Raw genomic sequence first — 20,431 nt, forward strand, 5'->3', positions numbered from 1 at the left:
GTTGCAGTGAGTGAACGGACGTCAGAAGGCGGAAATTCAGAACGATCTTTTTCTTCTTTTCTGAGCAAGCCATTCGAATATGGAAGGCTTTCTCAAAAAACCGAAGGAAGAGGAGAGTACAAAAAAGCCCGAAGCTGAGCTGGTTCGCTTCCAAAAGCACGTCAGAATACAGGCTTTTCCATTGCAAAATACAGACGGACGAAAACGCGTCCAATGTTTGAACGACTAGTCCTTTCCCCCAAAGACATCGCCTTTTTGGTCAGAAAACGAGCGGCGCGGTTAGAGGGTCAGCCCGTTTGAAAGAGCCAAAACCCTGACTTAAGATTTAAATACTTATTAAATAAGATGAGTTGCTTAACTGAACAAGGAATTTATGATTCCTGCCTTCGTTTTGGTTTTGTGCAGTTCTGAGGATTTCATCCATGCACAGACGATGGGTTCCCAGAACGCCCCAAAAATCGAAACGAAAAACCGTCAGAGACAGGAGACGGTCTTGGTCTGGTAACAAACAAGAAAAATTCTGTCGATAAGAAAAGAAACAGAGGTATACCAACGTGAATTCATCCCCCAACCAAAACGGCACGCTGCAGTCCGATCCTGTTATGCCAAAAGATGCAAAACATCTTGAACCCAAAAAGAAAAAGATATTTACAAAGCACAAAGCGTATCAGTATTTTCTGCTGATCGTCGGCAGCATTCTTTTTCCAATTGGCGTCAACGTCTTTATTTCCCCCTGGAAATTCAATACGGGCGGCCTGATCGGTATCGCCCAGATCGCTTCGCAGATGATCTGCGGTTCCGTAAAGCTGTCCGGTCTTTTTAACACCCTGATGAACATCCCGCTGTTCATCCTGGCCTGGAAAGCCTTAAGCAAGAGCTTCCTTTTCAAAACGATTCTTTCCATTCTGATTCAGTCGACTCTGCTTTCTTTCTTAAGCGTTCCAACAACCCCGATCTTCGCGGATCCGCTCACCAACGTTATCTTTGGTGCGATCCTTGGCGGTCTTGGCATCGGTCTTTGCCTGCAGTCTGCGGGCAGCGCAGGCGGTCTGGATATTCTCGGCGTCTATTTCTCGGTAACCAAACCCGGATTCTCCGTCGGCAAGATTTCCTACATCGTTAACGCGTTCGTTGAACTGTTCGCCATTTCGATCTACGGTCTGGAAAACGCTCTGTATTCCACGCTGTTCATCGTCATCATGTACTTTGTCAGCGACCAGGTACACCTGCAGAACATTTCGATGACAGCTATGATCATTACCTCGAACCCCGAACTGAAACACGTTATTCTCGATCGAATCCACCGCGGCGTAACCTGGTGGAAAGGCAACGGCGCCTATACCGGCGACGACAAGGAAATTCTTCTCTGCGTCATGAACCGCTACGAAGTCCGTTACATGAAAAAGCTGATTCAGGAATACGATCCGAAAGCTTTCCTTCTGCTCAACCGGACCAAGGCAGCCCTTGGAAATTACGAACGCCGGTTAATGGAATAATCCTGTTTTTGAAAGCTGTAGCGAATCAAATGCTTGTTTATCGTTTTTGACAAATTTGTAATTATTAACATTTACAAGGGCAGAAACTGGATAAAATAAATGGTGATCATTGTCAAAGGGCAGCCGGACGACTGCCTTTTGACCCATACAAGGATCCAGCAGAACTGGATCACGGAGGAAACATTTTATGATTATTCAAAGCCGTAGAGTATGGGTCGTTGATACTTTCATGCCATGCCAGATCAAGACGAATGGCGAAAAGATTGAAGCGATTCTCCCTTACGAAACCCTGCCTGTTGACGAAGACTATGGCGATCTGCGCATCGTTCCTGGCTTCATCGATCAGCATACCCATGGCGCCTATGGATGGGACACCAATGACGCTACGGAAGAAGGCCTGCGCAACTGGATGAAGAACATCGTTCGCGAAGGCGTTACCGGCATCCTGCCGACAACCATCACCCAGTCTGAAGAAGTTCTGACGGCTGCGGTTAAGAACGTCGCCAAAGTCGTACGCGAAGGCTACGAAGGCGCTGAAATTCTCGGTATCCATTTCGAAGGTCCGTACCTTGATCAGGTGTATAAGGGCGCTCAGCCGGAACAATACTGCGTAAAACCGGACGTAGAACAGTTCAAGCGCTACTACGAAGCTTCCGATCATCTGATCAAGCTGATCACCATGGCCACCGAACATGACTGCGACTATGAACTGACTCACTTCTGCGTGGATCACGGCATTGTAGTCAGCCAGGGTCACTCCGGAGCCACCTATGAACAGGCACTGCTTGGCGTAGCCAACGGCGCGATGTCCATGACGCATGTCTACAACGGCATGACCAAATTCCATCACAGAGAACCAGGACTGGTCGGTGCAGCGTTCCGCTTCAGTGACGTATACGGCGAACTGATCTGTGACGGAAACCATTCCACAAAAGAAGCGATCTTCGACTTCTACAAAGCCAAAGGTCCAAACTTCGCCATCATGGTTACTGACTCCCTGATGGTTAAATCTCTGCCGACTGGAACTAAGGTTCTCTTTGGCGGAAACGAAATCGAACTGATGCCGGACGGATCCGCTCACCTGACATCCACAGGCGGACTTGCCGGTTCCACACTGAACGTAAACAAAGGTCTGAAAGTTCTTGAAGAAGCCGGGGTTCCATGGCTTTCCGCCATCAACTCCGTAACGATCAACCCGGCTACTCTGCTTGGCGTCAACGATCGCAAAGGCTCCATCCAGGCCGGAAAGGACGCTGACCTCGTCGTTCTCGATCCGAACTACGACGTAGTCATGACCTACACCAAAGGAAAGAAGGCATTCTAGTGAAGTATTACCTGCAGACCATCGATCCCGCTGAATTTCTCGAAGTCAATCAGGCGATTACCCTGAGCGGTGTCTATACCGAACCCATGGATTTTTCAAGATCGAATAAAAACGTCAAGGAGACGCTGAATTCGCTTCTTGAAGTCATGAGCGAAAGCCAGAATATCCTGCTCTATTCAATCGCTCCCAGCTTCCGCAGCATTCTTGAAGAGGGAAGACACCTGCAGGCATTCTCACCGCGTCTGATTCCCGTGGTCACTGCGGATTCCCAGGGCTACATGACCCTCAAAGCCGCGCATACGCTTCATATTCCGACAGCCTGCGGCCGAATCTTTACCCTCGAACAGGCGATGGCCTCCATGCATAACCAGGCGTGGCTGACCATTCTGGATCTTGAAAAGATTTCCCGCTTTGCACCAATTGAAGGCCTCGTTGAAGACGTCCTCAATACGGCTGGTGCCTATTCGCCCAACGAAGACTATGATCCTGATCGCGTTCTGGTCGTCGTTTCCGATTCCAGTCAGTTCCATATGGCCATTCAGGCCGGCGCCCAGAATATCTGCGCTCCGAAAAGCGTCTTCGATCAGATGCTGTATTCGCCTCTGACCAAGTCCGAATCCGTGGCAGCCAGAGATGAATGGATCGTCACCTATGCCCGCATGGAAGTTCTGGATGATGACCAATCCAGCGATGACGAAGAGGAAAATCTCGGCTGATCCGATTATTAAGCAAAACCAGATAGAAGCCCGCTCTAAAAAGCGAGAATTCATAAAAAAACTGCGAGGATCTTCTAAGTAAGTTGCCTCGCTTTTCTTATATCGTCTTTCGTCTATCGTCTTTCGTCAAAATCGTTGAAAAACTGAGCAGAAGAAGAAAGTCCGCCCTTTTCAGAAGCAGAGAAAAACGGGGATCATCGAATAAATGATCCCCGCAGCGGATTTATAGATTTATGGAAAGAATGAAACGATCTTCAGCTGTTTAACGGAATGTCTTTCGCGTAAACGCGGACGTTATGATCGGCGTTGACGTGGGAAAGCTGTTCGCACTCCCGCAGATCAATTTCCTTAAGGTCGTTTCTGGAGGCGTTGAGACTGACCAGAGAAATGCAGTCGTTAATGTTCAGCTGCGTAATCTGGTTATCGGAGCAGTTGAGATGGGCGAGATCCGGGCAGTCGAGAATGTTCAGCGTCTTCAGATGATTGTGCTGGCATTTGAGGTACATGAGCCAGGGACAGTCGTTTACGGTCAGCTTTTCGAGATCGTTGCTGGAGCAGTCGATTTTTTCGAGTTCTTCAAAGGTAACAATTTCCAGTTCATGAAGCTGGTTGTTCGAGCAGTCAAAATCGATGAGATCCTGCCATGGGTAAACGGTCAGCTCCTTGAGCTGATTATCGGAACAGTTGAATTCGGTAAGGTTTTCGAGGTTGCCTGGATCCAGAGAAGAAAGAAGGTTGCTGGAGCAGTCGAGAACCTGCAGATTCAGACAGCTTTTTACATCGAGTTCCGTCAGAAGGTTTTCGGAGCAGAAGAGTTCTTTTAATGCGGGGCTGGATTTGAATACGAGAGACTGCAGACGGCCGCAGCGGCAGTCGAGCTTGCGCAGACGGGAGCATCCATCGACGAAAAGCTGACGCAGCGGATTGGCGTACACGCGGACTTTTTCAATGTTGGGGCAGGCACGCAGATCCAGTCCGCGCAGGCGGTTTTCCTGACACGATAAAGACGTGAGCGCCGGCACTTCACTTAAGTTCAGAGAGGTTAACCGGTTTTCCCGGCAGGAAAGCTTGCGCAGGTGTTCATGTGAACCGAGGGTGAGCTCGGTGAGGTAATTGCCATCGCAGTTGAGATTTTCCAGATAAACGAGGCTGGAAATATCGAGCGCTTTCAAAAAATTGAGGCTGACGTCGAGCTTTTTGAGATAGCGGAAATGTTCAATGCCTTCCAGACTGTCAATAAAAAGGGAGGAGAGGTCGAGGTTTTCGATCCGGGAAAGAATATCGAGATTCAGAACATCGCCTTCCTTCAGCTTGCACTGCTTGCAGACGGCTTTTCGAAACTGAGCGTCCGGGAAAAATTGGGAATCGAGTCGAATGATTGTTTTGTTGTCGGAAATGGGCATGTCTATTCTCCAGACTGTGAAATATTATGGAATTTAAATTTTAATGGAAGAGCGAATGACGTGCAGGATCATCTCTGGAAAGCGCAGTCTGAACAAAAAGAAAACATTCGCAGCCGGGACTAAAATTGAATTCTGGTCAGCGGTTTATCTAAGCCAAATACGTCCAGAAAAAAAAGAAACCGGGCTTGAAGGCATTACTTCTGGGGGAATGGGCTTCCATCGGATCGAGCAGAACTCGCTAAGATCACTGTAGTCTTTAAAAAGAAGAGGTTATGAGGCTTTGCCCGAATAGAAATACGGTCAATGTGCTTTTAAACGATGCCAGGCCTGTACACAATGCTGAAACTGACGAGCTAGAGGAAGCGTTTCAGTGTACAGGACGGGCTTAGGCGGTCTGCATTGCGGAGTGATAAATGTTTTAGGCATCCTCGAAATGGGAATGAAGTCCTGCGCCTATAATGAGGATGTTAGATAGACAAGGAGGGAAAGTATGGAATTTGATAAGATGTCCGAGAATCTTCAGAAGATCCTGGTTGAAGCCATGAATGATGCGAAAGCAAAATCTCATGCCAGCGTGGATACGATTGATGTTCTCGAGGCGATGTTCAAAGACGGTACTCTCAAAGGCCTGTTTGATCGGCTGAATGTGAATCCGCAGACTGCTCTTTCCGTAATCCGTGAAGAAGAAAAGAATATCGTTAAATCCAGCTCCGCAAACATCAACCTGAGCAATGAAGTTCAGAAGTCCATCGAGACCGCGTCCAAATGGGCAGCGGAACACGAAGAGACCTACCTCAGTACGGCTACGCTCTGGATTGCTCTGATGTTCAACAAGTCGTATATCTCCCGCAAGCTGGTTCAGATTTTCAACCTGACCGAGCAGCAGTGCTACCAGGCTGAACTGGAACGCCGCGGAGGACGTAAAATGGATACCCCGAATTCTGAAGAAAACCTTGAAGCCCTGAAAAAATATGGACGCGACCTGGTCGCTGAAGTACGCGAAGGCAAAATTGATCCAATCATTGGACGTGATGATGAGATCCGCCGGATGATGCAGATCCTTTCACGTAAAACCAAAAACAACCCGGTTCTGATTGGTGAACCAGGCGTTGGTAAAACGGCTGTTGTTGAAGGACTCGCATGGCGTATTTTCAAGGATGATGTTCCAGAATCTCTGAAAGACAAGAAACTGATCGAACTGGATATGGGATCTCTGATCGCCGGCGCGAAATACCGCGGCGAATTTGAGGAACGACTGAAAGCCATTCTGGATGAAGTCAAACAGTCTCAGGGTCAGATCATTCTGTTTATTGATGAAATTCATAACCTGGTCGGCGCCGGCAAGACCGAAGGTTCCATGGATGCAGCCAACCTGCTCAAGCCAATGCTGGCGCGCGGCGAACTGCACATGATTGGTGCCACCACCTTTAACGAATACCGCAAATACATCGAAAAGGATGCGGCTCTCGAACGCCGTTTCCAGCAGGTTCAGGTCAAGGAACCAAACGTAGAAGATACCATTTCCATTCTGCGCGGTTTGAAAGACCGTTTTGAATCCTACCATGGCGTACACATCAACGACGATTCGCTCGTTGCTGCCGCCGCGCTTTCCGATCGTTACATTACCGACCGTTTCCTGCCGGATAAAGCCATCGACCTGGTCGACGAAGCCTGTGCGACGCTGAAAGTCGAAATGGAATCCATGCCGCAGGAACTCGACGAACTGCAGCGTAAGATCATGCTTCTCCAGATTGAGAAAACGTCTCTGATGGATGAAGACGATAAGAAAGCCGCGGAACGCCGTAAAGAAATTGAAGAAGAAATGGGCCGTCTGCAATCCAAGCGTGATGAACTCTACTCCAAGTGGGAAGACGAAAAGCGTGAAATTGAACTCGCAAAAGAAGACAAGCAGGCCCTTGAAAAAGCCAAGCTCGATCTGGAAACTGCCCAGAACGAAGCCCGCTACGAAGATGCAGCCAAACTGCGCTACGCAACAATTCCTGAGCTCGAAGCCCGCATTGCTGCCCGTCAGGGAGAAGAAGCCGGTGAAGATGCTCTGATTCAGGAAACCGTCAACGAAGAAATGATCGCCAAGATTATTTCCCGCTGGACCGGCGTAGAAGTCAGCCGTCTGGTTGAGAGCGAACGCAAGAAACTGCTCAATCTCCAGAACGAAATGGAAAAACGCGTTGTCGGCCAGGATCATGCGATCAATCTGGTTGTCGATGCCATCCTTCGTTCCAAAGCGCAGATTCAGGATGAAAACCGGCCGATCGGTTCCTTCCTGTTCCTCGGTCCTACCGGCGTAGGTAAAACCGAAGTCGCCAAGACGCTGGCACAGCAGCTGTTCGATGATGAACGTCATATCGTACGAATCGACATGTCGGAATATATGGAGAAACATGCTGTGAGCCGTCTGATCGGAGCGCCTCCTGGATACGTTGGACACGAAGAAGGCGGTCAGCTGACAGAAGCCGTTCGTCGTAATCCGTACTCGATCGTCCTCTTTGATGAGGTAGAAAAAGCCCATCCGGATGTCTTCAACGTTCTGCTGCAGATCCTCGATGACGGCCGTATCACCGACTCCAAGGGGGTTACCGTCGACTTCAAGAATACGATTATCATTCTGACGTCCAACCTCGGCGCTCAGTATGCGTTTGAGTATGCCAAGGAACCGGAAATTCTCCATGAGAAATACATGGAAGAAGTTAAGAAGCACTTCCGTCCAGAATTCATCAACCGTATTGATGACATCGTGGTCTTCAACGCACTCGATGACAAAGCCTTCATCAAGATCGCGCACAAGTTCGTCGGCGAACTCGAACATCGTCTGGCTGAAAAAAATATTCGCCTGCATGTCAGCGACAAAGCCTACGACAAGATCGCCGAAAACGGCGTAGACCCTGTCTTTGGTGCTCGTCCAATGAAGCGTTACATTCAGCGTTATCTCGAAACGGACATCGCCCGTAAGATGATTGAAGAAGGCATCATGAACGACGCCGATATCTATGTAGATATCAAAGACGGAAAATTCACCGTCGGCATCATTAAAAAAGAAGACTAGATTTATAATCAGACCGGGAGAGATTTTCTTCCGGTCTTTTTTCAGCCTGACGGCTGCCCAGGCAGGAAAATAAAGGAGTAAAGCCATATGACGCTTACAGATATTCTTCGCGATTCCAGCAATATTGTCTTTTTTGGCGGAGCCGGCGTTTCGACCGAAAGCAATATTCCAGATTTCCGTTCTCCGACGGGTCTCTATGGAGAGAAAAAGGAAAACAAGTATCCCTATCCGGCGGAAACGATGCTTTCCCATTCGTTTTTTGTCCGTCACCCCAAGGAATTTTTCAATTTCTACTTCAATGAAATGATTTATCTCGACGCCGTTCCAAACGCCGCGCATTACGCGCTGGCGGATCTGGAAAAGATGGGCAAGCTGAAAGCCGTAATTACCCAGAACATTGACGGTCTGCATCAGAAAGCCGGATCGCTCAACGTGCTGGAACTGCACGGATCCGTTCTGCGCAACTACTGTACGAAAGACCATACGTTTTTCACGCTCGAAGAAACGATGAAAAACCGCGATCAGGACGGCATTCCAAGAGATCCGAAAGACGGCGCCATCATTAAACCGGATGTCGTTCTGTATGAAGAATCCCTGGACGGCAGCGTTCTGAACCAGGCGGTTTCGGCTATCGCTCAGGCTGACTGCATGATCGTTGGCGGTACCAGCCTTCAGGTTTACCCGGCAGCCGGACTTCTGCAGTATTTCCGCGGCCGCTACCTTGTTCTGATCAACCGGGACAGCACCCCGTATGACAATCAGGCGGATCTGGTCATTCACGATTCCATCGGCAAAGTTCTCGGCGAAGCCGTAAAGGAACTCAAAGCCGAAAAATAGGACAGAACTGGAAGGAAGACCGTTTCCAGCCCGGTTTCTTCGTTCCTGTTGAATCTCTGATAAACACGAAAGCCGCAGTTGGACACACGATCGATGTGTCGGACTGCGGCTTTTTTCGCGAAGCGTAAAGCTATAAATTTGCGAAGCTAGAAATTATGGATCCAGATGGATCCGGATTCTTCTGTCTGTTTTGGATAAAGAACAGGATCTGGCAGGAAAAGGTCACAGCGTCAGCTGCACATAATCCTTCGGATCGGACGCCACTTCAAGCAGCCGCTTGACCAGAATCTGCACGGTGACCTGATCCTCATGGGAAAGCTTTCGATAGTCTTCAACGAGCATCTGTTCATCAATCGAAAGAATCAGAGGGGAAGCGTCTCCCGGATCGGTCAGTCCCAGAATGTAATAAATGGAGACGTCAAAATAGCGGGCAAGCTCTTCGAGCTTTTTCTGGGGGATGTTCTTGATGCGGTTGGTCTCGTATTTGGAAATGGAAGTCGGGTTGACGCCGACGGCTGCCGCGACTTCTTCAAGAGTTTTCTTGCGCTGAATTCGAATGTATTTAAGACGGTCACCAATTGTCATATGTATAATTCCTTGCTTTAAGTATAGCGTAAAAAGCAAGATATTCTGTAAATCTTTCCTCAAAAGACAGATCCAGACGGACAGGACATCCGAAAACAGACAAGGTACAGCTTTTTGAGCTGTACCTTGCATGGTTTTGTGGTATTTGAGCGTCACCAGATCAGAAAGCCTCAGACGAGAAAAATACCTTCTGGATCCGTCTGGTTTGCGGATGGGTTCAGCCGATCCGGCCTCTTACTCCCCGCTGAACTCGCGAAGCGTGTCCATGATCGTTTCCAGAATCTTTGTAGGGGGCAGATCGAGTGTTTCCGCAACCAGATCGATGACGGTTTCCGGGTCCGCGGTTTCCCCTTCGGGGGATTCGCCGCCAAAGAGCTGATAGAGATGTTCAAAGAAGTTTTCTGTCGGCTGCATCTCGAGCGCCTCGATGATTTTCGCGCGCAGCCGGCGGATCGGGGAATCGCTGTGGACGGCAACGGATTCCGTTTCGTCTTTTTCGTCATCCAATTCTTCGTCTTCGGATTCCTGACCGAATCCATAGACGATCTTCGCCATATCCTTTCCATAGACGTCGAAGGCGGCGATGGACATGTGGATCGCGTCATCGAGCACGTCTGGATTTACGGTACTGTTTTCCAGGTTGATGTACGTTTTGTAGCGGATTTCTCCATCGCGCAAATCCATTTCGAAGTTTCCGTTGCGCAGCCCGTAGTTGGCATTCGTCTGAAGAACAGCCAGTTTCGTCATCATTTTGCGATCGCTGTCATCCCCGCGGAAGGGAGCGATCATGTACATGGTGAGGGTATGATCGCACAGCCGGATCGCGAAATCGTAGGCTCTGAATTTGGACTTCGGCACAAGCATGGAGAAGCGGATCAGGCCGTCGTTCGTGTCGTCGAATTTGTGGATGCCGATTTCTTCAAACGCATCCAGAACCCATTTATGGGTTTCTTCTGCATAGTCGTAATGCATAATGTATTTCCTCCTTTTTTCCCTGAGAAACCAGGAACGGAACGCGAATTCGATTCCTTCGCTTCTCAGCGATAAAGAGAAGCGATCGGGGGAACCGAACCTGTATCTGGTTTTCAGTATAGAAGTACGAGAAAACTGAATTTTGGAGGGGTAAAAATTCTGCTCTGAGCTCAAACAGAAGAGATCTTCAAAGACGAACCCTTTCTTTGGAGAGGATCCGGGCGCTTTTGGAAGGCGCTCTTTTTTGCAGGACCAAACCGGAAATTCTGTTCCGAAAAAAGGCCGGCGCTGTGAGAGCCAGAGAAACCGAAGAAAGAATTACACCCGGATCGGCCAATCGGACGGTCGGAACGCGAGCGGATGATCCAGGGCATGCGAGAGAATGGAAAACTTACGACACAAAAACTGCGCAGATTGGGCAAAAACAAGTTCGAAAGCCGACAGAATCACCCCTTCTTTTTGGGAAACGAAGAAAGGCAGTAAATTTTAATTACGATTATATCTAGATCGAATTCGAGCCTTTCCTATACATCACAGCGGAGGAAAGGCTCGGAGTGTCCTAACAAATCAACCGGCACAAAGAACGGTTAAAGATAAAGCACGCATTTCCTGGCGAACCTTCGCAAGGCTTGAAGGCAGACCGGGAAACGGCGGTTTCTACGGTAGTGAAAAGAGAAGAAAAGGCAGGAAGAACCCATATGAAATGTCCAAAATGCAAAGCAGAAATTCCAGACGGCATGAAGTTCTGCATGAACTGCGGAGCACCGGCTCCCGAAAAGAAAGGCGGCCTTTCCAAAGGCGCCAAAAAAGGAATCTTAATTGGATGCACGGCTGCAGTCGTCGCTGCCGGGGTAGGCCTTGGCAGCTGGATGGGCCGGTCGATGAATTCTGGAAACTCCTATGAAGCAGCGATTGCGGCTGCAGAAAAATATATGGAAACTCAGGATTACGACAAAGCGGAAGAAGCGCTTCTGGAAGCCAAGAAAATTGATCCGAAACGATCCGATACGTACGAACAGCTCTATTCTCTGTATTCGAATCAGGGCGACGAAGAACAGCTCGTCGGGCTCGTAGAAGAAGCGCAGACCGTTCTGGATCAGCAGGAAAACGATACGTTTACCCAAAACGTGAACGAGATGGCCGAAGCGGGTCAGGCCGTACCGATCGAAGAAGTCATGAATGCGGCTGCCGATACGATTCAGTACAGCAAGCATATGAATGAGGCGATGGATTCCCTTGAACAGGCGGATGTGGCGACCGCTGTCCGTCTTCTGAATTCCGCAATTGAAATCAATCCCGCCCGATCCGACGCCTACCTCCTTCTTTATCAGGTCCTGATCGAAAGCGGAGATGTGATTGAAGCCCAGCAGGTCGTTGCGGATGCGCATGCCACTCTGCCGGACAGTGAGCAGGAAGAGTTTGATACGCAGCTCGCCAATGTAACCAGACCGGAAGAAGACGGAAAAACCGATCCGGGATGGACGGAAGTTGCGGATTTAGGTCCGCTCGATTTTACCCCGATTGAAATTGGCGAACAGGGCTGGCTGATCGCCGCCGACGGCGTTTACGGCTTTGTGACCCCGCAGGGAAAAGTTACCCGTACGGATCGAAAGCTCAGCTGCGAGATTCTGCTGAAAAATTCGCAGGCGAAAATTCCGGAAAGCATCCAGTCTGTTTCACTGCGCGCGGACGATCAGGGCAAACAGTACGAAATTACAAAAGATCTGCATGAAGCAAAAGCCGAGCCCGTCAAGAAAGAGGAAAAGCCCTCTTCCGCGAAGAAGGAAGAAAAGCCGGCTGCAGCCGACAAGAATGAAAAAACGGCTGCAGAAAAGACGACGCATTACGCGCTCAACGAAAAGCTCGAACTTATCGTAGTCGGAAACACTTCGGAAAAAATTGCTTCCCAGGAAGCACCGATTGCTAAGGAGAACAACGACGCGTCCGATTCCGATCCATCTGCTGCCGATGCCGCTCAGGATGGAAAAGCGGATCCGAATGCGGGAGCAGACGATACAAAAAAGGCGTCCGGCGAAACCTCTGCGAATGAAAAAACTGTAAATGAGAAAGCGGCCATCCAGCAGCCTGCCGCACCGATTCTGGTTCGCGTCGAGAAAAAGGCCGCTTCCGATGAGAAGGCACCTGCTGCAAAGGACAAAGCGAAAGAGGATGTCTTCTATATTTACAATCCGGTAAACCGGAAAGCCTACGGTCCATACGATGCAAAACAGATTCCCTGTTTTGCACTGATCGAACGCGAAGTTCCCGCCATGAGCATAGTGAATACGGAAAACTATGCTCTGGGCCCCTTCTTAGCGCTGAACACAGATCGGACGTTCACGATCATTTCCGCAGACGGAAAGAAATCCAAAGAGGGAATCCTGGACGTTTCCAGACCCGGTCTGCATGGAATCGGAACGTATTCCAAAAAAGGATTTGAAATGCTGGACGGCAGTCTGAAAGTCGAATACGCCGGAGAGTTTGAAGACGGCGGCTGGATGATTCGCAGCGTTGCGCCGGTAAAAATCAACGGGAAATGGAAACTGGTTCGCTTTGACCAGAATGAAAACGCTGGGGTTAATGCCATTTCAGAAGCGGAAGAAAAAACGCAGACTCCGGATGAAAAAGACAGCGCAGAACTGAAAGCAAAGGAAGAAAAATCGCAGGACCAGAAAAAAGAAGACGAGCCTTCACAGGCTCCAGCGGAAGCTGCTGACGGTGTGAAAAAGAAAAAAGCTTAAGCCGGCCAGTAAACGCTTAAGCAGGGAATAAAAGCTAAAGCAGAAAACGAGGACAGAAGTCTGCGTGTACGCAGCCCGTTCCTTTCCATTGGAAGCGAACAGGCAAAACCATACGCGCGCAGGCGTCTATCCTTGCAGACAGAGAGAAAAAGGGAAGCAGGGAAGACTATGACATCAGCGGAACTTTCGAAAATGTATCAGATCAAAGGAAGAATCGGGAGCGGAACAGGCGGCCTGGTGATTCTGGCCTATCAGATCAACCTGAGGCGGTATGTCGTTTTAAAGCAGATTCTTAACCCCTCGATCGATGAGGAAGCCAACCGCATGGAAGCCAACCTGCTGAAAAAACTGAAAAGCCGGTATTTGCCGGCCGTCTACGATTACCTCGAAGTCGACGGGAAGTTTTTCACCGTCATGGAATTTATTGACGGGCGCTCGCTCGAAAAGATTCTGGAAAGCGGCGAAAACCTTGGACTGCTGCAGCTGCGGCAGATGGGGATGGATATTGCCTCTGCCTTAAGCGAACTCCATCGTCAGGAAAAGCCGATTCTTCATCTGGACGTAAAGCCGGCCAACATCATGATTCGAAAAAATGGAGACGCGGTTCTTATTGATCTGAACGCGTCGATGGAAGGAAACAGCGCGGAAGGCATCGGCGGAACGCCAGACTACTGCTCTCCCGAACAGAAACGGGTGTTTGAACAGTTCCAGGCACACGGATCCATGCCCGGCTTTCGCGCGCTCAGCCCGCGCAGCGACATTTACTCGCTGGGAGTCACCCTCTATCACGCGGCTATGGGAAAAATTTATACCCCGGAAGATCCGCAATGGGACGGGCTGGCCGCGAAAACTTCAGAAGAGTTTATGGAAATTCTGAAAAAGGCGCTCGCGCAAAAGCCGGAAGATCGCTACGAATCCGCGGAGCAGATGAAGGAAGATCTGTCGGTGATGGAAGAATCCAGCAGCCGCATTCGCAAATGGCGAAAGACCGTCAAAACGCTGAAAACCCTCTGTACTGCCGGGCTGGTGTTCTTTATCGCGCTCGGCGCGTTCTCGGTCTACCTGATCGTGCAGGATGGAAAAGATCAGTATGACCATCTCACGACGGCCATGACCGAACAGATTCGAAACGGACAGTATGCCCAGGCGCAGGAAACGTATCAGAAAGCCAAGGAAGTCAGCTCCTCCAAAGGCTATGCGGACCTACTGCGCTCGGACATGCTGATCGCGCAGGGAAAATATGCGGAAAATGAACAGTATCTGGCGGATACCGTTTTGCAGATGGATGACATTACCAAAAATTCGAACTATCTCGCGCAGGCGCTGAAAAACCTGGCTGAGTCGCAGTTTGCGCTTGGCGAGTATGAACCGGCTGCGCAAAATTACGCTTCAGCCTACGAATTACAGGAAGACGACGCCGCACTGGCGCGCGATTACGCCATCACGCTGGCGTATCTTGGAAACTTCGATCAGGCGAATACCGTTCTGGAACAGGCACAGGCTGGCGGACTGACGTCTGGCGATCTGGTCCTTGCCCAGAGCGAGATCCAGCATGCGATGGGCAATACCGCGCAGGCGATCGAACAGCTTGAAGCGCTGAAAATGGAGACAGCCGATCCGGCTATGCAGTATCAGATTTACTGCCGCCTTCCGGACTGGAAAATGGAAGTCGGCGAGTATGAAAAAGCAGCCGGCCTTTTAGAAGAAGCGATCGAAAAACTGCCCGAGGCGTATGGATTAAGAATGCGTCAGCGGCTGGTTCACGTCTATTCGCGCCTGGCTTCAAATTCGCCAGACAAGAAGTATCTCCAGAAGGAGGCGGATCTTCTTCAGGAAATTGTGAATCAGAACTATGCCTCGTATCAGGATCTGAACAATCTGGCCGTAGTAAACCAGAAACTCGGCCGCTTTGATGAAGTGGAAAAAAACATTGCCCGCATGGAAGAAGTACAGCCCGGTCATTACAACAATGCGAAACGCCGCGCGTTCCTGGAACTCGATCGACAGCTGGCGGCGCCGGTTACGGCCCGGGAGTTCCACACCTTTGATCAGTATTATCAGCAGGCTTTCGCGCAGTACGACAGCTCGACTGGAGATACCGAGATGGATCTGCTCGAAACCCAGCATGAAGAAGTAGAAAACGGAGGATGGCTCGAATGAACAAAACCATCGGAATCATCTGCCTGGGAATTGCCATTGTCGGCGTTGTGATCTGTCTGGCCGTTCTGATTTATCTGAACAATGTCAAAGAGAAAAAAGAACAGCAGATTCTTCAGGCGATTCACGAAGAATACCGGGCGAAAAGCTGACCAGTTCAGCCAGCCTCATGCGCCAGCCGTCTCAGGGTGAACCTGCGCTTAACGCTAAGCTCGGCAGGCCATAAAGACGGTTTTGCCGGATGGCGTCGACGTACCGACGTGTTTTTCTGTGCAGAAGCCGAGGCAGGCAGGACAGGACAGGGAAAAATCGGGAAGATTTAGTTAGGAAGTGATTGTATGGGTCGAGAACAGGGACTCTCTTTAAAACAGGTACCAGAATGCTCCAGAAATCTGTACTTCATTCATGAAGGGCAGCTGATCACGGTCAAATCTCTGTCCCAGTACCCCATCGGACGAAGTCGCATCTGGCTTTCGGATCGATACAGCTTCATCAACCTCTGGTTTGAACGCAACGAAAAGGAGCAGAGAATTTCCATTTTTGGAAACGGGCGGCTGAAAGCCTGGGATCAGACGCAGCCGCAGACGAGTCTGGATCTTCAGAATCTGGAAGCCTTTGAAATTGAATTCGGTTCGATTCGGCTGCAGGTTCTGCTGATCGAGGATGCGGAAGATACCGTTTTGATGAAAAACTTTCTCCTGCCGCGCACCGGTCAGATTCACATCGGCCGAATGTCAGAAAACGACATTCAAATCGATAATCCGCTCGTCTCCCGTCTGCATGCGACGATCGATCTTTCCTCGGAGGGCATGCATCTGCGCGATGAGCACAGTTCGTTTGGAACGCGCGTAAACGGCGAATTTGTTTCGCTGCGTTCGCTTCAGGCCGGCGACCGTCTGGAATTTCCAGGCTGTCTGATTGTCGTCGGATTAGGCTTTTTATCGATCCAGAGCCTGACCGAACATACGGTCGTGCGCTCCCTGACGCCTCTGACGGACCCCATTCAGTTAAAGGAATGGTCTTCTCTTCCCAAACCAAGGGAAAGCATCCCGTTTTTTCGCAAGCCGCGCGAACGTGCGTTTCATTTTGATCCCGTCAAAATTACCGTCGACCTGCCGCCCCTTTCCATGAGCGCCAACAAGATTCCTCTGCTGCTGCGCCTTGGCGGCCCGGCTGTGTTTTCCGGAATGAGTGCGCTCAATGGAAACTTCACGTCTCTGATCAGTTCGGTCATGTTTCCCATGCTGACTTCGAAGTTTACCGAGAAAGAACGAAAAGAATACGAAAACCGCCGGTATGTTCGCTACAACGAATATCTCAGTGAAATCCAGAATCAGATTGAAACGGTTCAGGCGATGGAACTGCAGGACCTCAACGAAAACAATCCGTCGGAAGACGATCTGTTCCGCTTTCTGCCCAGCCGTAGACGGCTGTGGGAAAGAAGACCGGTTCATCAGGACTTTCTGCGTCTGCGCATCGGCAAAGGAAAAGTTCCGCTCAAAAGTGAAATTCAGTATCCATCCCGATCGTTTGGCGTCGATGAAGATTCTCTGGCCCTCAAAATGTACGGGCTCGTCGAACAGGATTACGCCTTGACGGATGCGCCGATCACAGTCGATTTTATCGAGGATTACATTTGCGGCGTGCGCGGCAGCCTGCAGAGAAAGCTCTCCTTGTTTTACCGGCTCCTGTTTCAGATCTGCTACTTGCATGCGTCGGAAGAGCTGAAAATCATTCTGGTCATGGACCGCGATATGCTGGAGGAAAATCCGTTTTTAAAATTTCTGCCCCACATCTGGGATGACCGGCAGGAGTTTCGCTGGATTATTACCAGCGAAGCCGATGCAGCCGAAGCATCCAAGCGTCTGAGTGAACGAGTGGAAGAAGCGCAGAAAAAGGAAGGCCGCCGCGAACAGGTTCTGGAAAACCCGCCGTACTATCTGGTCTTCTCCTTTTCGCAGGAACTGCTTGAATCCGCAAAATCGCTCTGGACAGCAGTCACGGCCGGACACAACCTTGGCTTCAGCATTTTCAGCTTTTCGACCATCCTGCCTAAGGAGTGTACGAAAGTCTTTTCTCTCGAAGAGGGAGGCATTCATATTTTGCAGCTGGAACATCAGGAAAAGCCGGATCTGTTCTGTCTGGACGCTTCGATTTCCAGAAACGCTCTGATGAAGGCGTTCAGCGAAATTTCCAATATCCGCCGTCCCAAAGAGAAAAAGGAAGAAGAACTGCCGGCGATGCTGACCTTTCTGGAAATGTACAAAGCCGGCCGTATTGAACATCTCGATATTGAACAGCGCTGGAAAGATTCCAACCCGATGAAAACGCTGGCTGCACCAGTCGGTGTCCATCCCGACGGGTCTTTGTTTGAGCTGGATATTCATGAAAAAAAGCATGGCCCGCATGGCCTGATCGCCGGTATGACCGGGTCGGGTAAAAGTGAGTTCATCATTTCCTACGTTCTGTCGCTGGCCGTTAACTATCATCCGTACGAAGTCTCGTTTATTCTGATCGACTTCAAGGGCGGAGGTCTTACGGGCGCGTTTGTGGATCCGCAGCGCGGAATCAAGCTGCCGCATGTTGCGGGTACGATTACCAACCTGGACGAAAGCACGATGAACCGGGCTCTGGCATCGATCGAGAGTGAACTCAAGCGCCGCCAGAAAATATTCAATGAAGCCAAATCCATTGCCAACGAAGGAACGATGGACATTTACGGCTACCAGCAGCTTTACCGCCGCGGCGTTGTGAGCGAACCGGTTTCCCATCTGCTCATTATTTCCGATGAGTTTGCGGAGCTGAATGACCAGCATCCGGAATTTCTCGATCAGCTCGTTTCTACTGCACGTATCGGCCGAAGCCTTGGCGTCCACCTCATTCTGGCGACCCAGAAACCGGCGGGTGTCGTCACGGGTCAGATCAAAAGCAACACCAAATTCCGCGTCAGCCTGAAAGTTCAGGACCGCAGCGACTCCAATGACATGATCAACCGGCCTTATGCGGCCGAAATCAAGGAAACCGGCCGCTTTTACATGCTGGTGGGATACGACGAGTACTTTGCGATGGGTCAGTCCGCGTGGACCGGCGCCGAGTATAAGCCGTCCGATGAAGCGCAGTCTTCGGAAAACAAGGAAATCCTTTTTCTCGATCCCAATGGCGAACCGTATTTTAAAACCAAGCCGATTCAGACCAGACGGCAAAAAGGCCGCTCGCAGCTCGTTTCCTTAGTGACCTATTTGTCCGATCTGGCCAGACAGAAGGGAATCGAAGTGCCTTCCTTATGGCTCGACCCGCTCAATCCGCAGATCAGCCTGAGCTCTCTGAAGCAGCCGGAAGATTCCTATTCGGTAACGATCGGTCTGACGGATGATCCGGAAAATCAGGAACAGCTGCCCTATACGCTGGATCTGGCCAATGCGGGAAACATTTTAATTGCCGGCGAGCCGGGAACTGGAAAAACCTGGCTGGCGGAAACCATTCTTCTCACTTCAATCGATAGAAATTCACCGGAAGATCTGCAGTTTTATATTGCCGACCTGACGGGAAAGTCACTGGGCATGTTTTCCCAACTGAAACATATCGGCATGTGCATGAGCCGACCTTCCGAAGAGGAACTCTGCCTGCTCATTCAGTTTGCGTACGATCTGCTCGAAAAACGCAAAAAACTGTTTGCGCAGTATAACCGGACGAGCTTTGCGTCCATGCGCCGAGTGCAGCGCCTTCCGCTGACGTTTTTTATCATTGACGGATTTGACGATTTCCCCGACAGGGGACAGGGCCGTCAGGCGCTCGATCAGCTTCTTCGGCTGCTGAGGGACGGACCGGCTTTCGGCATTCAGTTCATGCTTCTCGTCGCGGACGTGCGCAATGTGACCGCCAGACAGCAGAGCGTCATTCAGACGTCTTTGCCCTTACGGCTGACCGATATGTATCTGTATCAGGATCTGCTGGATATCCGGCCGAAGGCCTTTCCCGATCCGCTTCCCGGACGCGGCTACATCCGAAAGGACAAGCGGGTTTTAGAGTTCCAGGCAGCCGCGCTCGACCCTCAGCTCGATGACGCCGAACGCTACGGTCAGATCCTTTCGCAAATTGAAACCGCGAATACGATCTGGAAAGACGCAGCCGAGCCCGATCATCTGACGCAGATCGATCCGGAACAGACGTATGAGGAGTTCATCGCGCCGTTCAAACCAGAACGCATTCCGCTTGGAATTATCCGCACCCGGCTGCGCCCGATTGCGCTGCCGTTTCAGCAGCTGAGCACCCTGCCTGTCTACTTTGGAAATCCAGACGCTGTGAACTACGTCATGGGCGCCATTCAGACCGCCGTCAAAAAGAGCGGGGGCTCTGTGATTCGACTGAGTGCTTCTGAGCTTCCCAAAACGCATCGAGAAGGAATCGAGTGGACAAAACTGACCGCTCAGACGGTGAACACGTTCGTCAATCAGCTTGCGAAAATCGCAAAGGAGCGCAAAACGATCCGCCTGGAAATCCAGAAGGAAAAAGGCATCGAAGACTGGAAAAAAGCCGCCAGCCTGAAAATCGTCCGCAAAGAGATGCGAAGAAGAACAGAGCCTCTGTTTATTCTCGTGGACGATTACGGGGATCTGATCCTGAATCTCAGTGCCGGATCTGCCGGACCTTTAAGCGGGATCATTAACAACACAGCCGGTTTCAATATTTATTTTGTATTCGGCTGGCATCCTCAGGACAAGGAACGCATTTCTCTGGCCAGCCGAAAACTGCACGAGACAGAAAAATCAAAGCTGGACGAAGGGAATCTGACCCTCGAGGAAGTAGAAGAACTTCGAAGATTCACCCTTGCCAATGACCCGGAACGCTTCGACGCTATGATGAAGTCACATTTCAAAGGGAAACTGACCCTGTTATTTGGCGGATGCTTTGACCGGCAGGATCTGGTGACTTTGCCGCGCGAATATTCCAGAATTGTCCGTCCATCCAAAACGCAAAATCTCAATAACGGGCTGATCTGGGAAAACGATCAGGTCGAAACCATTTTCCTTCCGCTTGGCGATTTAAGGAAAACCGCACAGGAAGATGAGGATGAACGGCCGGTTCTCAGCTAGACCGGCTGCCTGCATTTTGCACGAGATACGGGTCAGGAAAGAG

Annotated in this window: 12 protein-coding genes; 9 read left to right on the forward strand and 3 right to left on the reverse strand. The window is 50.3% G+C overall.

Features of this window, described 5'->3' with window-relative positions; all coding sequences use genetic code 11:
- Window positions 1-554 precede the first annotated feature (554 nt).
- From ACLUYS_RS00005 to ACLUYS_RS00015, 3 genes are all read left to right on the forward strand, one after another.
- Complete coding sequence (locus ACLUYS_RS00005) at window positions 555-1,496, forward strand: YitT family protein (protein ID WP_288339776.1); 942 nt, start codon at window positions 555-557, stop codon at window positions 1,494-1,496.
- A gap of 187 nt (window positions 1,497-1,683) precedes the next feature.
- Window positions 1,684-2,820, forward strand: a complete 1,137-nt coding sequence (gene nagA, locus ACLUYS_RS00010; RefSeq protein ID WP_230266792.1) for an N-acetylglucosamine-6-phosphate deacetylase — start codon at window positions 1,684-1,686, stop codon at window positions 2,818-2,820.
- Window positions 2,820-3,536, forward strand: a complete 717-nt coding sequence (locus ACLUYS_RS00015) for a hypothetical protein (RefSeq protein WP_230266791.1) — start codon at window positions 2,820-2,822, stop codon at window positions 3,534-3,536. Before nagA ends, ACLUYS_RS00015 begins: the two co-directional genes overlap by 1 nt.
- Before the next feature lie 254 nt (window positions 3,537-3,790).
- Here the strand turns inward: ACLUYS_RS00015 and ACLUYS_RS00020 are convergent, their stop codons facing one another.
- Window positions 3,791-4,939, reverse strand: a complete 1,149-nt coding sequence (locus ACLUYS_RS00020) for a leucine-rich repeat domain-containing protein (protein WP_412658547.1) — start codon at window positions 4,937-4,939, stop codon at window positions 3,791-3,793.
- 490 nt (window positions 4,940-5,429) lie between these two features.
- On the opposite strand from ACLUYS_RS00020, the gene ACLUYS_RS00025 reads away from it, so the two are divergent.
- Window positions 5,430-8,003 (forward strand): ATP-dependent Clp protease ATP-binding subunit, encoded by a 2,574-nt coding sequence (locus tag ACLUYS_RS00025; RefSeq protein ID WP_230266789.1) that lies wholly within the window; start codon window positions 5,430-5,432, stop codon window positions 8,001-8,003.
- A gap of 87 nt (window positions 8,004-8,090) precedes the next feature.
- On the forward strand, window positions 8,091-8,840 hold the full coding sequence (locus ACLUYS_RS00030; protein WP_412658549.1) for an NAD-dependent protein deacylase: 750 nt from the start codon (window positions 8,091-8,093) through the stop codon (window positions 8,838-8,840).
- 222 nt (window positions 8,841-9,062) lie between these two features.
- Here ACLUYS_RS00030 and ACLUYS_RS00035 read toward each other — a convergent pair whose 3' ends face one another.
- Entirely contained in the window at window positions 9,063-9,425 is a 363-nt protein-coding gene (locus tag ACLUYS_RS00035) for a helix-turn-helix domain-containing protein (RefSeq protein WP_230266787.1), read from the reverse strand.
- Between the two features lie 234 nt (window positions 9,426-9,659).
- On the reverse strand, window positions 9,660-10,397 hold the full coding sequence (locus ACLUYS_RS00040) for a hypothetical protein (RefSeq protein ID WP_412658550.1): 738 nt from the start codon (window positions 10,395-10,397) through the stop codon (window positions 9,660-9,662).
- Between the two features lie 698 nt (window positions 10,398-11,095).
- On the opposite strand from ACLUYS_RS00040, the gene ACLUYS_RS00045 reads away from it, so the two are divergent.
- The 4 genes from ACLUYS_RS00045 to essC all read left to right on the forward strand — a co-directional run bounded on the left by ACLUYS_RS00045 (window position 11,096) and on the right by essC (window position 20,388).
- Complete coding sequence (locus tag ACLUYS_RS00045) at window positions 11,096-13,138, forward strand: tetratricopeptide repeat protein (RefSeq protein ID WP_412658551.1); 2,043 nt, start codon at window positions 11,096-11,098, stop codon at window positions 13,136-13,138.
- Between the two features lie 168 nt (window positions 13,139-13,306).
- The gene (locus ACLUYS_RS00050) at window positions 13,307-15,298 is read left to right on the forward strand and encodes a protein kinase domain-containing protein (RefSeq protein ID WP_412658553.1); all 1,992 of its coding nucleotides are present in this window, start codon (window positions 13,307-13,309) and stop codon (window positions 15,296-15,298) included.
- Complete coding sequence (locus ACLUYS_RS00055; RefSeq protein WP_230266783.1) at window positions 15,295-15,447, forward strand: hypothetical protein; 153 nt, start codon at window positions 15,295-15,297, stop codon at window positions 15,445-15,447. Before ACLUYS_RS00050 ends, ACLUYS_RS00055 begins: the two co-directional genes overlap by 4 nt.
- 186 nt (window positions 15,448-15,633) lie before the next feature.
- A complete protein-coding gene (essC, locus tag ACLUYS_RS00060) occupies window positions 15,634-20,388 on the forward strand; it encodes a type VII secretion protein EssC (protein ID WP_412658555.1) in 4,755 nt (1,584 codons plus the stop codon).
- The last annotated feature ends 43 nt before the right edge of the window (window positions 20,389-20,431 follow it).

The sequence above is a fragment of the Allobaculum sp. genome (assembly GCF_047010065.1).
Taxonomy (GTDB): domain Bacteria; phylum Bacillota_I; class Bacilli_A; order Erysipelotrichales; family Erysipelotrichaceae; genus Allobaculum; species Allobaculum fili.

What these genes read in the sequence shown, in the direction of transcription:
- nagA (WP_230266792.1), top strand. Translation starts at nt 1,684, where the DNA reads ATGATTATTCAAAGCCGTAGAGTATGGGTCGTTGATACTTTCATGCCA.
- ACLUYS_RS00020 (WP_412658547.1), bottom strand. Translation starts at nt 4,939, where the DNA reads ATGCCCATTTCCGACAACAAAACAATCATTCGACTCGATTCCCAATTT.
- ACLUYS_RS00025 (WP_230266789.1), top strand. Translation starts at nt 5,430, where the DNA reads ATGGAATTTGATAAGATGTCCGAGAATCTTCAGAAGATCCTGGTTGAA.
- ACLUYS_RS00030 (WP_412658549.1), top strand. Translation starts at nt 8,091, where the DNA reads ATGACGCTTACAGATATTCTTCGCGATTCCAGCAATATTGTCTTTTTT.
- ACLUYS_RS00035 (WP_230266787.1), bottom strand. Translation starts at nt 9,425, where the DNA reads ATGACAATTGGTGACCGTCTTAAATACATTCGAATTCAGCGCAAGAAA.
- ACLUYS_RS00040 (WP_412658550.1), bottom strand. Translation starts at nt 10,397, where the DNA reads ATGCATTACGACTATGCAGAAGAAACCCATAAATGGGTTCTGGATGCG.
- ACLUYS_RS00045 (WP_412658551.1), top strand. Translation starts at nt 11,096, where the DNA reads ATGAAATGTCCAAAATGCAAAGCAGAAATTCCAGACGGCATGAAGTTC.
- ACLUYS_RS00050 (WP_412658553.1), top strand. Translation starts at nt 13,307, where the DNA reads ATGACATCAGCGGAACTTTCGAAAATGTATCAGATCAAAGGAAGAATC.
- ACLUYS_RS00055 (WP_230266783.1), top strand. Translation starts at nt 15,295, where the DNA reads ATGAACAAAACCATCGGAATCATCTGCCTGGGAATTGCCATTGTCGGC.
- essC (WP_412658555.1), top strand. Translation starts at nt 15,634, where the DNA reads ATGGGTCGAGAACAGGGACTCTCTTTAAAACAGGTACCAGAATGCTCC.